Source organism: Ruegeria sp. BG11 (assembly GCF_056538565.1).
In genome coordinates this window covers 18,236-31,136 of sequence record NZ_JBQFTH010000002.1, presented here as the reverse complement: position 1 = coordinate 31,136, position 12,901 = coordinate 18,236, and the positions used below count along the sequence as shown (strand labels likewise).

Below are 12,901 nucleotides of genomic sequence, written 5' to 3'. Positions count from 1 at the left end.
GCAGATCGCCTATATTACTTTTCGCCCGAATGGAGGAAAGGCTGAGCTGCGACGAGAACTTTTGAATATCCACTAGTTTTCGCGATTTAGGTCGGCTTCCGGACCGATGGAACAGTGGTTCTGAGCTTGCCAAGGGCGTCACTTTACTCCTGCGAAAAGTATTTGTTTTTTGCGGCCTGCATCCCTTTGACACACAACGAAATCCTCCTCATGCAAAAAGCCCTGAGGGGAGGACGCAACTGAGAAATGCCCAAAATCATCTCGCCCTGCGACTAGCGCAACCAAAGATTTCACGCCGTTTTGCTGTTTCATTGAGGGCTTTATGAAACGCAACGCCGCACCGATGCGTCTATCGTCTGTGTTATTGGGCCCTGATGCGTGGAAAAGATGCCCGTGATGCATGGACGCCTGCCCCGCACGCAATTCGGCAGCGACTACATCTTGTTCGTTCACATCGACTGCGATTTCCTGCCCACGAGACAACAGATTGTTTTCGCTGAAGGTGTCCACGTGAGGCACGATACGGCTTTTATGGCTGCCAGGAACAAACTTCATACACCCGCTTTGCTCAGACGCTTCTGAAATCGCAACCCAACAAGTAACCTCTTCAGCATCGTCCAACCCCCAATAGGTCAAGTCCTGGTGCCACGAGACTATTTTCGGTGACCGCGCTTCTTTAACGAAAAGTGCACCGCTCCAAACCATGAGGTCCGGCCCCAACACTGTTGAAGCAGCCTCAATCAGCTTCGGATGGCGAACAAGTGCATCGAATGATGGTATCAGCCTGTCCGGATAAGAATATACAAGCTTGAGTTTCTCTGGGTCGTCTCTGATAATGCGCTCCGCTTTCTCAAAATCATCGCGCAGCGTTTGGACCTCAGAAGCTGTCAGGATATCCAGCGGAGCTACGAAACCATCTCGTTCATAAGTCTTTGCAATATCACGCGTTCGTCTATCCATTGTCCTTGTCCGGAAAGGTTAACTGCACCTTCATTGATTGGCTTCGATCAGACGCAACCTCGAAAGCAGTGACAGCCTCGCCAACCTCGAAGGAATGCGTCACCAACTGGTCGACATTTATTAGTCCGCTTCGCATCATCTGGACCGCGACTGAGAACTCGGAATGGAAACGGAAAGACCCGCGAAGTACAATCTCTTTTGCAGTCAGCGCCTGCATCGGCACTGTCATATCTCCGCCCAGACCAAGCTGAACCAATGTTCCACCTGGTCGCAAGCATGTGACGCCAGAAGCCAGAGCCGATTGAGCCCCGGAACACTCCAGTTGTACATCAACCTGGCCCTTGTCCTTTTCAAACTGCTCCAGTTTTTCAGGATCGGCGTAGGTGTTGATGACGTCGTCTGCCCCGCATTCACGCGCCAGAGCGAGGGTCTGGTCCGAGATATCCGTCGCCACTATTCTGGCCGCCCCAGAACGACGTGCCGCCGAGATCGTGAGGCAGCCGATCGGACCGCATCCCGTGATAAGTACCGTTTTACCTAGGAGGTTCCCAGCTTGTTTAATCGCATGCAAACAGACCGCCAGAGGTTCGGCCATAGCGGCCTGCGCAGGGCTCAACCCATCTGCCGGAACGCATTGACTGGCCTTCGCCACGAGCTTGCTTTGAAAAGCGCCTTGGATATGTGGGAACGGCATCGCGCTGCCATAAAACTTCATATCAAGACAGTGGTTTTGCTCACCGTTCAGACAATAAGTGCAGACTTGGCAAGGGCGGGATGGAGAAACTGCAACCAGTTGACCTAGGTGTAGCCCCTGCACGCTTGACCCAACTTTCACGATTTCCCCGGCGACTTCATGTCCTAGCACCATAGGTTGACGCAACTTGATCGCACCGAAACCACCGTGGTTGTAATAGTGCAGGTCAGAGCCGCAAATCCCACCCGCGCGCATAGCAATCAAGACTTCGTCTGGCCCCACGTCGTGTACGTCTCGGTTTTCCAACCTCAGATCTTTTGCGGCATGGATAACAACAGCAACACTGGCCGAAGACATTGCACAGACTCCCTATACAGATTGCCAAAAGATACGGATAGTCGGTGCTGACAACCAAGGGATTTTTGCATGACGCTTGAAATGTTCAACTTAAAGGGAACACGCGCACTCGTAACGGGCTCTAGCCAAGGCATTGGATTTGCGTTGGCTCGTGGCTTGGCTGCCGCCGGTGCGCAGGTCGTTTTGAACGGGCGCGACACTTCTAAACTAGCGGCAGCAGCGTCCGAGTTGAGTGAAACAGGCGCCTCAGTACGTGAACTTTCATTCGATGCAACCGATCACGAAGGTGTCCGATCTGCTGTGGACAACTTTGAAGAGAACGTCGGCCCCATAGACATCTTGATCAACAACGCCGGTATGCAACACAGGACGGAGTTACAGGATTTCCCCGCTGATGCCTTCGAGCGCCTACTACAGACAAATGTAGCGTCCGTCTTTCACGTCGGTCAGGCTGTGGCACGGCACATGATTGAAAGAAAGTCAGGTAAGATCATCAACATTGCGTCGGTTCAATCCGCATTGGCACGACCAGGTATTGCGCCCTACACGGCAACAAAAGGTGCTGTAACCAACCTGACAAAAGGAATGGCAACTGATTGGGCCAAGTATGGCCTGAACTGCAACGCCATTGCGCCTGGATATTTCGATACACCTTTGAACGCCGCATTGGTTGCTGACCCAGAGTTTAGTGCATGGCTCGAGAAACGTACCCCAGCCGGTCGCTGGGGCAATGTAGAAGAACTTGTCGGTGCCGCTGTATTCCTTGCCTCCCCCGCTTCCAGTTTCGTCAATGGACATACGCTCTACGTCGATGGTGGAATAACGGCTTCACTTTGATTTGTGGCGTTCAATCGACTGTTAGGTACGACTGACGTACGCGTCGTTTAAAGCGCCGACGCCAATGCAATCACCACAACAACCATCAACGAAGCCGCCATCGCAAAGTTGATCCTTTGATGCGATCTCTCGCTTAAATCAAGTCTGCCCAGCTTTGCGCCAGCACCCAGCCAAATCATGTGCACTGGCACCCAAATCATATTGAAAACTATGATTTTTATGACGACCTCCCAAACGGGCGCATCGGGCAAAAAGGCAAACCCTGAAAACAATGCTGTGCCGACCACGTAAGCCTTGGGATTAATGAACTGAAGTGTCAGCCCGTTCGCAAAACCAAGTGGCGAGACCGCAGGGGAAAACCCGACCTTTGAGCCAGCGCTCGCAATACGCCACGCGAGAAATCCCAAATACCCGACAGAGGCAAATAGCAGGAAAGTTCTAAGCACCGGTATAGCCAAAGCTACTGCAGCGACTCCGGAGACAACCAACATCATGTTGACGAACCCGCCCAGCATCAAACCAGCCACAAAAGCGAGTCCAGCTCGAAAACCAAATGCTGATCCGATGCCCGCAGTTGTCAGAACACCCGGGCCCGGCGTAATCAGCAGAAAGAAAACCGCAACAGCAAACTCAAGCACTTTTCAGATTGACCTTTTACAGATCTCTGCATTCCGGCACAGCTGTGATCACCGATCCATCCTTGAGGTGTTGCAGCAGATTGTCGACAGTTAGGTCACCCATTGCTGCACGCGTCTCAATAGTCGCGCTACCAGCGTGAGGGAGCAAGGTGACATTGGGCAGATCGCGCAATGCTTTTGGAACACGCGGTTCGTCCTCGAAGACATCAAGCCCCGCCCACCCGAGCTCACCGTTTTGCAATGCATTGATAAGGGCAGTTTCGTCGACGACCGAACCTCGGCTAACGTTTATTAAAGTGCCGCCTGCCCCTAAAGCGCGCAGTACCTCAGCGTTGACCAGCTTATTCGTCGACGGACCGCCGGGAGTGATGCACATGAGGACGTCCACATGTTCTGCCATTTCAACCAAATTGTCGAAATACCGGTATGGGACATCCTTTTGATTGCGGGTGTGATAAGAGATTTCGGGGGCCCACGGCTCCAACTTATCAACGATCGCCTGACCAATGCGACCAAGACCAAGAATACCTATTTTTTGATTGTCCGGTGATCGCGTCAAAGGGGCATTTCCTTCAACTTCCCACCGTCCGGACCGAACGTAATCATCGTCACGTATGAGCTCTCGGTAACATGACAGAAACAGCAGAACGGCGGTGGTTGCGACTTCTTTGTTCAACACATTGGGTGTGTGTGTCACAACAATCCCACGCTCAGCCGCGGCATTCGCGTCGACGGCGTCGTAGCCGACCCCATAGACACTGATCATCTTCAAATTACTGAGTGATGTCATCAGGTCATGCGGAACACCATCATGCCCATTTGTAACGATATGCGTAACACTTTCTGCGTCGAAATCGTCCAATTGATGAATGTCGAACGCTGCGGACAGGCGCTCTCGCATCCGTTCAGTGATCCCTCCGATTTGCAACAAGTCAGTCATCTTGGCCGACCTCTTGCCGCTGAACACCAAGCCCATCGATGCGAAGCTCCATGACGTCGCCTTTTTTAAGGTAAACTGGTTCCGGTTTGATCCCCATTCCGACACCAGGCGGTGTTCCAGTTGAAATGACGTCACCAGGGTGCAGTGTGAAAAGTTGGCTTAGGTGCTCAATGATCTCGGCAACGGAAAAGATCATCGTAGCAGTATTCCCGGTTTGCATGCGCTGACCGTTTACATCCAGTGACATCCCAAGGCTTTGAGGATCCGGCACCTCATCCCGGGTCACTAGCCACGGACCAGTAGGGCCGAATGTGTCGCAAGACTTGCCTTTGGTCCATTGACCGGTCAGTTGAGTTTGAAAATGTCTTTCCGACACGTCGTTTACGATACAATAGCCCGCAACATGTTCGAGCGCGTCGGCCTTAGATACGTATTTGGCCGTCTTGCCGATGACGACACCCAGTTCGCATTCCCAGTCGGTGTGTGTAGATCCCCGCGGCATGACAACATCGTCATAGGCCCCAATGACGGCTGAGTTAGCCTTGAAAAAAAGTATCGGATGCTCGGGAATATCTGCGCCGGTTTCTGCGGCATGGTCCGAGTAGTTCAAACCGATGCAGAGAAACTTACCAATGTCACCGACACATGGTGCGATACGAGGATCACCCTCCACAATTGGCAGGTTGTTCGGATCCAATGAACGCAAATTATCAAGCGTTCCATCATCCAGCACGTCACCCGTGATATCGTTGATATGGGCGGACAGATCCCGCAATTGACCCCCAGAGTCGACCAGGGCCGGCTTTTCCGAGCCCTCGGCTCCGTAACGAACAAGTTTCATTTCTGTTCCTTTTAGTGATTGTCGCGTGGCATGAAGCCCCGCGCGATATCGCGGTACTTTTCTGCACCCTTGAGCGTCATTCCGCGATCCAAACGATCTACTTTTTCGCGGAAAATTTCCTGCCACGGGGATTGGTTCGGCGGCATTGAATACCCGCCACTTGCCTCCAGGTCGCGGGCGCGTTCATGCAGTTCTTCAAGCGAAACCAACATATTTGCTGTGCCTTTGCCAAGATCGATACGAAGTCGGTCGCCATTTCGCACCAAGGCCAACCCACCACCCTCCGCAGCTTCGGGTGAAGCATTCAAGATAGACGGACTTCCTGATGTACCCGATTGCCGTCCATCACCGATACAAGGAAGGGCTTCGATGCCTTGCTTTATCAAATATGCGGGCGGACGCATGTTCACGACCTCTGCAGCACCCGGGTATCCTTTTGGGCCTGCTCCGCGCATGATCAGAATACAGTTTGCGTCGATGTTTTCCGCGGGATCATCGATCCGATGGTGAAAGTCCTCAGGCCCATCAAATACAACCGCCCTGCCCTCAAATGCATTAGGATCATCCGGGTTCGACAGATAGGTCTCTCGAAATGCCTTTGAGATCACAGATGTTTTCATAATCGCGCTCTCAAACAGGTTGCCCGAGAGGTTGATGAACCCCGCCTGTTGCTTAACCGGGCTACCGACTGGCTTGATTACTTGGCTATTCTGAGACTGGCGCGCCGAGCAATTATTGCCAATCGTCTTGCCGTTCACCGTTATCGCATCGGGATGCGGCAGCAATCCAGCATCATGAAGCTCTCCGACAACGGCTGGAACACCCCCGGCCTGTTGGTAATCTTCGCCCAGATACTCACCCGCAGGCTGCATGTTTACCAACAAAGGAACGTCGTGGCCAAGCTTCTGCCAGTCATCGTTGGTCAGTGGAACACCAAGATGCCGGGCGATTGCATTCAGGTGGATTGGCGCGTTCGTCGATCCACCAATCGCCGAGTTTATAACAATCGCATTCTCAAAAGCCTGACGTGTCATCACATCGCTGGGGCGAAGATCCTCCCAGACCATGTCCACAATACGTTTACCGGTTTCATAGCTGATTTGACCGCGCTCTCTATACGGGGCTGGTATGGCTGCTGATCCGGGCAATTGCATACCCAATGCCTCAGCAAGCGAATTCATGGTCGTTGCTGTTCCCATCGTATTGCAATACCCCACCGAAGGAGCGGCGGCGGCTGCGATTTCCATGAACTCATCGGTGTCGATTTCGTCAGCTGCAAGGTCTTCGCGCGCTTTCCAGATAACCGTGCCTGATCCGGCGCGCTCGCCTTTCCACCAACCGTTGAGCATTGGACCAACTGACAAGGCAATCGCCGGGATGTTGACAGTCGCAGCGGCCATAAGAAGCGCTGGAGTGGTCTTGTCACAACCAATGTTTAGAACAACGCCATCAATCGGATACCCGAATAGACTCTCGACCAAGGACAGATAAGCCAGATTGCGGTCAAGCGAGGCCGTAGGCCGTTTGCCGGTCTCTTGTATCGGGTGGACCGGTATTTCGATACACGTTCCCCCGGCGGCGATGATCCCGTCGCGAACGCGTTTGGACAACTCGATATGATGCCGATTACAGGGGCTCAAATCACTGCCAGTCTGAGCAATACCAATGATCGGTTTGCCTGATTGCAACTCCGCACGGGTCAACCCGTAATTCAGGTATCTTTCCAGATACAATGCAGTCATCTCAAGGTTCTCGGAATTCATAAACCACTTACGAGATCGCAGATCGTCCTTTGATACTTTTGTCATTGGGCTGACCAACCTCCGTCAATTTTACGTGTGTGTCCTGTGGTGAATGCACTCTCATCGCACGCCGGATAGACGACATATTCAGCAATCTCTTCTGCTTTCGCTACATGCCCCGTAGGCTGGCGCGCCACAAATTGTGCAAAGGCTTCTTCTCTGCGGCCCAGCTGCTCTCCCAGCGCATCTACGCGGTCACGCCTGCTGGGACTCTCGACTGTTCCAGGGCAAGTACAATTGCGCCGAATTTTTCGCACTATGAAATCCACGGTCACCAATTTCGTCACCCCAACAACGGCAGCCTTTGTCGTCCGCACCATTGAGCGCAGATTGAGGTCCATGGCGAAATCCCATTCACCATCCGTTGCATCAAGAATAGTTCCGTGATGCACGAACCCGTCGCCGTTGAACAAAACATCTGGCTTCAATCGCGCGACCCCATGTTGAATACTGCTATTATTCGCCACATTCATCTCGAAAATTTCGTAATTTTCGAGATTCTGACCGCGAATCGAATTTAGATTTTTGGAGTTTATATCCGTCGCATAGACTTTCGCACCCCTTCTTGCCGATGCAATCGTGCTTGCAATTCTGATCCCTTGTGAGGTGGCTATGGACAGGTCGCGCTTCTCCTTAAGCCTTTCTAACATATAAACATTCCGACTCATAAGGTGGCGGTTGAACACGCGTTGTTTCGTTCCACAGATCAACCGAAAAGCAAAGAAACCTTGGCGGTTTAGCAACGACTTCTGGCATGTGGGCCCAGAGCCGTTAGCGTATGACAGAGATTTTGGTTTGGCCATAACCATGCGTGGCGCACCTTGGGAAGGACGTAGATGATGAGCAAGCAGTTCAAAGTGGCTCTGTTGGGAACCGGCCTGATGGGTGCCCCCATGGCGCGGAATATTTTGCGCGCGGAATTTCCGCTCACTGTTTGGAACCGCAGCTTAGAAAAGGCAAAACCGTTAGCAGCAGAAGGCGCGACGTTGGCGGAAACTGCCCCGCTGGCGATTTCGGGTGCAGACGTAATAATAACGATGCTCTCGGATGGATACGCGACCCGCGCGCTACTTTCTGACGAGGCTTTCCGCGAACAACTCAAACCAGGGATGATCTGGATTGATATGTCCAGCGCCAAACCCGAACATGCCAGAGAGCAATCCGCGCAATTGTCCTTGATGGGGGTGCAGCATCTGGACGCCCCGGTTTCCGGTGGCACCAAGGGTGCCGAAGCTGGCACCCTCGCGATCATGGTCGGTGGCGATCAGGACGTTATGGAGCGCGTGCGACCGGTTCTGACAGCAATGGGGCGCCCTGTGCATGTTGGCCCAAGTGGTTCTGGTCAATTGTGCAAATTGGCCAATCAAACAATTGTCGCTGTGACAATATCGGCTGTCGCCGAAGCGACATTGCTGGCTCAACAAGGCGGTGCAGACCCGACCGCGTTGAGGGCCGCACTGAAAGGGGGCTTTGCGGATAGCATTATCTTACAACAACATGGCGAACGCATGTCTGATGGAAATTTTGTCCCCGGAGGATTGTCTAAGTTTCAAATAAAGGATTTGGACAACACACTAGAAGAAGCGCGCAGCCTTGGCGTTGAGCTACCCAGCACCCAATCTGTGCGCGACCGTTTCGAGTATTTGATAAACGAAATGGATGGGGCCGAGCTGGATCATTCGGCTTTGTATTTGGAACTCAAAAAACGGAATGGAATGCTGTGACGCGGATCCTTGTTATAGGCGGTGGAGGAATGCTGGGCCAGAAACTGGCCCATCGCATTTCGACCCAAGAAACTTTTGGAGCAGATGCTCATCTCTCACTTTTCGATCTCTCGTTCCCGCTCGACAGTGCGCAAGGTAGGCAAATTGTGGGGAACTTGACCACGTCAGGCATCGCCAAGTCTGTTGCGGCTCAACGCCCGGACGTCATATTCCACCTTGCAGCTATCGTTTCAGGCCAAGCTGAGACAGACTTTGCGTTGGGCTGGGATGTCAACCTTATGGCGACCTGGGCACTTCTGAACGCATTCAGAGATGAACACGAGGCATCAGGAGGCGAGTACACGCCTCGTCTGGTTTTTGCCTCATCGATAGCTGTTTTCGGGGCACCGTTCCCCGACAAGATAAGCGACGAGTTCCTCTCGGCACCTTTGACCAGTTACGGAGCGCAGAAAGCGGCCTCTGAATTGATGATCACGGATTTCAGCAGGAAAGGATATATCGACGGTATTTCCTTGCGCTTGCCCACTTTGTGTGTGCGCCCGGGCAAAGCCAACGCTGCCGCTTCGTCCTTCTTTTCAGGTATAATCCGCGAGCCATTGAATGGGGTTGAGGCTGTCTTACCTGTTGCCGAAACTGTTCGCCACTGGCACGCCAGCCCCCGCGCTGCTGCGACTTTTTTGACCCATGCTGCAACAATGGACACGCAGCTTTTGAACGACAGACGCGCGTTGAACATGCCGGGCGTAAGTTGCACCGTCGCCGAACAAATCGAGGCGTTGCGCGCCGCGGCCGGTCAAGATGCAGTTGGCCTTGTCAGGCGAGAACGCGACGAGGCAATCGAACGAATAGTCAAGAATTGGCCGCGCGACTTTCAAACAGATCGCGCTCTGGAGTTGGGGTTCGAGGCGGAATCAAGCTTCGACGAAATCATTCGGGTGTATTTGGAAGACGATTTTCGGCGCTAGTCGCCCATCGTCTTTCCAGTTAGGTGGCGTTTCAGATGATCGTGAATTTTCACTCGTGTTAGCTGCTCATCCCCTGACAATGCTGCCTCCAGTATATCGGCATGGTGTCTTATGTTCTGAGAAATGAACTCAAAGTTCCGGTCTGCCACCATCAACTGCTGTCTGAATTGCGCGTAAACTCGGCCATGCATTTGTTTTAAGGTTTCCGAGCCACAGGCAGAAATAAGCGTTTGGTGAAACTCCTTCTCCGAGGCAAACCATATCTCGATAAGGCCGCTCGGGTCGTCTGTGGCATGTATGCGTTTTTCGATATGGCTGAGTTTGTGATGCGCGGCCGTCAGTCTTGCTTCCCAATCCACCCCGCCACTACGGATCGACATCGCGGTACCTTCGGCCTCCAACAAAACACGGACATGTGTCAATTCGATAAGCTTCTGCGGCGAACGCATTGGCACGCGGAAACCTTTTTGTTCCTGAAAGTCCACCAACCCTACAGCGGACAATCGAAAAAGGACTTCACGAACTGCACTCGCAGAACAGCCATACTCTTTACGTAATTCTTCGGCCCGCACCTTGGCTCCATGCTCGAATCCATTCGAGATGAGACGCATCTTAAGATTTTGATAAATATCGATTTCTTCTTTCATCCCGGTGTGCGCCTTCAAATTTTGTCCAAGTAGGGTCCTAAGCCCATTTTCGAATTTACGCAAGAATCTCGAAATTTTTAGAAATTTCAAATTCTTCTTGTTGCATTCGATTCGTCGGCTTAACGTTTATCTGCGTGACGGCAAAGGAGGCGGCAAGATCTCCCTCTCCGCGCAACGCTCAACGTCTGGGAGGACAATATGAAAATAGTCAAGACAGCGGCCGTGGCGGCCGTAGCCACGACAATGGCAGCCGGTTTCGCGATGGCTGAAACCACGAAGCTTAGAATTCAAACCCATTTTTCGCCCGAAACTCTGTCTGGCCAGATGGCTGCAAAATTCGTTGAAGACATTCAGGAGATGTCGAACGGCGAAATCGAAGTTGAAATGTTCTATTCCTCTTCGGTGGTCAAATCAGTTGAAACTTTCGATGCCGCAGCTACGGGAATTCTGGATTGCGACATGACGGGCGGCGGCTACCAGACCGGTAAAAATCCTGCCTTCCAGTTTGCGGGCGACCTGCTCGGCGGGTATCAGAACCCATATCAGCAAATGGCATGGCTTCTTCATGGCGGCGGAAGAGAAGCTGTAAATGATCTGTACAACGGCTACGATATGGAATTCATCGGATGGTGGATCCCCGGGCCGGAGTCGCTGTCTTCGACCAAGCCGATTGCAAAAGTGGAAGACTTCAAGGATTGGAAGTTCCGCTCGCCTCCAGGCCTTGCAACCAAGGTTTTCGCGGAACTTGGTGCTTCTCCGATCGTGATGGACTTCAACGAAATCTTCACGGCTTTGGAAACCGGCATCATTGATGGTGCGGATGCTGCGAACCTGACGAACAACGTTGGTCTGGGCCTGTACGAGATCGCAGGTCACACAAACTATCCCGGTTTCCACTCGATGCCCGCAGATCACCTGGCCTGTCGCAAAGATGTTTGGGAAGCGATGCCTGCGCACCATAAGAAGATCATGGAAGTCGCAATGGACAGCCTGGCATTGCACAATGCGACCATCAACGAAGTGCAGAACGCTCAGACTGCGAAAGACCTGAAAGCAAAAGGTGTTCAGTTGTACGAATGGTCGCCTGAAGACCTGGCAGCCTATCGCGCGGCCGTTCAGGTCGGTTGGACTGAGTTCGCAACGACCCCTGAAGCACAGGCGCTGCTGGAAAGCCACATCAACTTCCTGCGTGACCTAGGCGCAATGCAGTAATCAGGCTGCGACCGACTGACGACACACGGAGAGGCCGCACTAGCGGCCTCTCCGGATCGGTGCCGGGATCCAGAACTTCATGAAAATCACCAGAATAATAAGTCACGTACTGCAGTACGACATGCCGGAAGTTCTGGGCTACTCGCAACAGTATTATGACAAACGCACAACCCATCTGGTCGAGGTTCAGACAGATGAAGGGGTAACTGGTTGGGGGGAGTGCTTTGGTCCCGGAAACGTAGCCATTGCCAACAAATCCATCGTGGAAAAGGTCATCCAGCCAATGGTCCTTGGCATGGACCCTTTGGACAAAGACGTGATCTGGCACAAGGTGTACAACCTTTTGCGAGACCATGGCCAAAGCGGAATGCCAATACAGGCTTTGTCCGGTGTGGACATCGCACTTTGGGACATCACCGGCAAAGTCTCTGGCCTCCCCCTCCATAAGCTTGTCGGCGGCGCACATCGCGCAAGCGTTCCTTGCTACGGCTACGGCATGATGCTCCGGGATGAACCGATTGCCAATCTGGCTAGCCGTTTTGAGGATGAAGCCTCAAAGATCAAGGAGATGGGATTCACCGCCACCAAAATGAAAACGGGCTTTGGCCCGAAGCCTGATGTGAAGCTGTGCGAAGCAGTTCGACGCGGGGTTGGTGATGACTTTCCATTCATGGTCGATGCAAACCATGCCTATACGACTTCGGACGCATTTGTTGTTGGTCGGGCGCTGGAAGAACTGGACGCATATTGGTTCGAAGAACCCGTCGCGCCAGAAGACATTGACGGATACCGCGAATTGCGCACTTCGCTGAAGGTCAACATCTCGGGCGGTGAGACGGTATTCAATCGCTGGGCCTGGCGCAGTCTTCTTGAAAATCGCGGCATCGATATAGCGCAGCCAGAAGTTTGCGCTTTGGGCGGTGTTTCAGAGTTTCTCAGAGTACTGGCCCTATGCCACGCACATTTCACTCCGGTCGTAAATCACGTCTGGGGTAGCGCCATCGCTGTCGCAACAAATCTGCATTTACTGGCAGCCATGCCCCCAATTCCAGGCGGCTTGCATCCATGGGAGCCGATGCTGGAGTTCGACACAACGGACAACAAGTTTCGGGACGATCTGCTGACCGTTCCGCTGGAAATTCAAAATCAGGTCAAGGCCAATAACGGCCGTGTCATGATCCCGACTGGCCCTGGACTGGGTGTCGAACCGGATCGAGACTTTATCGATCACTACAGGATCGAAGGATAGGGACGAGGGTTACGCGATGCACAAGAATTCAGGCG

13 protein-coding genes are annotated in these 12,901 nt (G+C 52.8%); 5 read left to right on the top strand and 8 right to left on the bottom strand.

Features of this window, described 5'->3' with window-relative positions; genetic code table 11:
• Nucleotides 1-138: 138 nt before the first annotated feature.
• Together ACR0JF_RS04275 and ACR0JF_RS04270 are read right to left on the bottom strand one after the other, a co-directional pair.
• Nucleotides 139-960: a phytanoyl-CoA dioxygenase family protein gene (locus ACR0JF_RS04275; protein ID WP_170662402.1), complete on the bottom strand. Its 822-nt coding sequence runs from the start codon at nucleotides 958-960 to the stop codon at nucleotides 139-141.
• Nucleotides 953-2,011, bottom strand: a complete 1,059-nt coding sequence (locus ACR0JF_RS04270; RefSeq protein WP_170662401.1) for an L-idonate 5-dehydrogenase — start codon at nucleotides 2,009-2,011, stop codon at nucleotides 953-955. The genes ACR0JF_RS04275 and ACR0JF_RS04270 overlap by 8 nt, the downstream gene beginning before the upstream one ends.
• 69 nt (nucleotides 2,012-2,080) lie before the next feature.
• Here ACR0JF_RS04270 and ACR0JF_RS04265 point away from each other — a divergent pair, with 69 nt between their 5' ends.
• Nucleotides 2,081-2,848, top strand: a complete 768-nt coding sequence (locus ACR0JF_RS04265; protein ID WP_170662399.1) for an SDR family oxidoreductase — start codon at nucleotides 2,081-2,083, stop codon at nucleotides 2,846-2,848.
• A gap of 47 nt (nucleotides 2,849-2,895) precedes the next feature.
• Here the strand turns inward: ACR0JF_RS04265 and ACR0JF_RS04260 are convergent, their stop codons facing one another.
• From ACR0JF_RS04260 to ACR0JF_RS04240, 5 genes are read right to left on the bottom strand one after another with little or no spacing between them, the layout of a single operon-like run.
• On the bottom strand, nucleotides 2,896-3,486 hold the full coding sequence (locus tag ACR0JF_RS04260; RefSeq protein ID WP_170662397.1) for a LysE family translocator: 591 nt from the start codon (nucleotides 3,484-3,486) through the stop codon (nucleotides 2,896-2,898).
• A 16-nt stretch (nucleotides 3,487-3,502) separates the two neighbouring features.
• Nucleotides 3,503-4,426, bottom strand: coding sequence for a 2-hydroxyacid dehydrogenase (locus ACR0JF_RS04255; protein WP_170662395.1), 924 nt, complete (start codon nucleotides 4,424-4,426; stop codon nucleotides 3,503-3,505).
• Nucleotides 4,419-5,267, bottom strand: a complete 849-nt coding sequence (locus tag ACR0JF_RS04250; protein ID WP_170662393.1) for a fumarylacetoacetate hydrolase family protein — start codon at nucleotides 5,265-5,267, stop codon at nucleotides 4,419-4,421. Before ACR0JF_RS04250 ends, ACR0JF_RS04255 begins: the two co-directional genes overlap by 8 nt.
• An 11-nt stretch (nucleotides 5,268-5,278) precedes the next feature.
• Nucleotides 5,279-7,075 (bottom strand): IlvD/Edd family dehydratase, encoded by a 1,797-nt coding sequence (locus ACR0JF_RS04245; RefSeq protein WP_170662391.1) that lies wholly within the window; start codon nucleotides 7,073-7,075, stop codon nucleotides 5,279-5,281.
• Nucleotides 7,072-7,878, bottom strand: coding sequence for an SDR family oxidoreductase (locus tag ACR0JF_RS04240; RefSeq protein WP_480668905.1), 807 nt, complete (start codon nucleotides 7,876-7,878; stop codon nucleotides 7,072-7,074). Before ACR0JF_RS04240 ends, ACR0JF_RS04245 begins: the two co-directional genes overlap by 4 nt.
• Nucleotides 7,879-7,908: 30 nt before the next feature.
• On the opposite strand from ACR0JF_RS04240, the gene ACR0JF_RS04235 reads away from it, so the two are divergent.
• Both ACR0JF_RS04235 and denD read left to right on the top strand, forming a co-directional pair.
• On the top strand, nucleotides 7,909-8,793 hold the full coding sequence (locus ACR0JF_RS04235) for an NAD(P)-dependent oxidoreductase (RefSeq protein ID WP_170662389.1): 885 nt from the start codon (nucleotides 7,909-7,911) through the stop codon (nucleotides 8,791-8,793).
• A 29-nt stretch (nucleotides 8,794-8,822) separates the two neighbouring features.
• Nucleotides 8,823-9,758, top strand: coding sequence for a D-erythronate dehydrogenase (denD, locus tag ACR0JF_RS04230; RefSeq protein ID WP_480668904.1), 936 nt, complete (start codon nucleotides 8,823-8,825; stop codon nucleotides 9,756-9,758).
• On the opposite strand, the gene ACR0JF_RS04225 is transcribed toward denD, so the two are convergent.
• Nucleotides 9,755-10,405, bottom strand: a complete 651-nt coding sequence (locus ACR0JF_RS04225) for a GntR family transcriptional regulator (protein ID WP_170662385.1) — start codon at nucleotides 10,403-10,405, stop codon at nucleotides 9,755-9,757. The genes denD and ACR0JF_RS04225 overlap by 4 nt on opposite strands.
• Before the next feature lie 198 nt (nucleotides 10,406-10,603).
• Between ACR0JF_RS04225 and ACR0JF_RS04220 the strand changes: the two genes are divergently transcribed.
• Entirely contained in the window at nucleotides 10,604-11,617 is a 1,014-nt protein-coding gene (locus ACR0JF_RS04220) for a TRAP transporter substrate-binding protein (RefSeq protein ID WP_152458529.1), read from the top strand.
• A gap of 79 nt (nucleotides 11,618-11,696) precedes the next feature.
• Nucleotides 11,697-12,866, top strand: a complete 1,170-nt coding sequence (locus ACR0JF_RS04215) for a mandelate racemase/muconate lactonizing enzyme family protein (protein ID WP_170662383.1) — start codon at nucleotides 11,697-11,699, stop codon at nucleotides 12,864-12,866.
• Nucleotides 12,867-12,901 lie beyond the last annotated feature (35 nt).

Bases quoted from the DNA above. Each gene is read 5' to 3' on its own strand.
- ACR0JF_RS04245 (WP_170662391.1), bottom strand. From the start codon at position 7,075: ATGACAAAAGTATCAAAGGACGATCTGCGATCTCGTAAGTGGTTTATG.
- denD (WP_480668904.1), top strand. From the start codon at position 8,823: ATGCTGGGCCAGAAACTGGCCCATCGCATTTCGACCCAAGAAACTTTT.
- ACR0JF_RS04215 (WP_170662383.1), top strand. From the start codon at position 11,697: ATGAAAATCACCAGAATAATAAGTCACGTACTGCAGTACGACATGCCG.
- ACR0JF_RS04275 (WP_170662402.1), bottom strand. From the start codon at position 960: ATGGATAGACGAACGCGTGATATTGCAAAGACTTATGAACGAGATGGT.
- ACR0JF_RS04235 (WP_170662389.1), top strand. From the start codon at position 7,909: ATGAGCAAGCAGTTCAAAGTGGCTCTGTTGGGAACCGGCCTGATGGGT.
- ACR0JF_RS04250 (WP_170662393.1), bottom strand. From the start codon at position 5,267: ATGAAACTTGTTCGTTACGGAGCCGAGGGCTCGGAAAAGCCGGCCCTG.
- ACR0JF_RS04270 (WP_170662401.1), bottom strand. From the start codon at position 2,011: ATGTCTTCGGCCAGTGTTGCTGTTGTTATCCATGCCGCAAAAGATCTG.
- ACR0JF_RS04225 (WP_170662385.1), bottom strand. From the start codon at position 10,405: ATGAAAGAAGAAATCGATATTTATCAAAATCTTAAGATGCGTCTCATC.
- ACR0JF_RS04255 (WP_170662395.1), bottom strand. From the start codon at position 4,426: ATGACTGACTTGTTGCAAATCGGAGGGATCACTGAACGGATGCGAGAG.
- ACR0JF_RS04265 (WP_170662399.1), top strand. From the start codon at position 2,081: ATGACGCTTGAAATGTTCAACTTAAAGGGAACACGCGCACTCGTAACG.
- ACR0JF_RS04220 (WP_152458529.1), top strand. From the start codon at position 10,604: ATGAAAATAGTCAAGACAGCGGCCGTGGCGGCCGTAGCCACGACAATG.
- ACR0JF_RS04240 (WP_480668905.1), bottom strand. From the start codon at position 7,878: ATGGTTATGGCCAAACCAAAATCTCTGTCATACGCTAACGGCTCTGGG.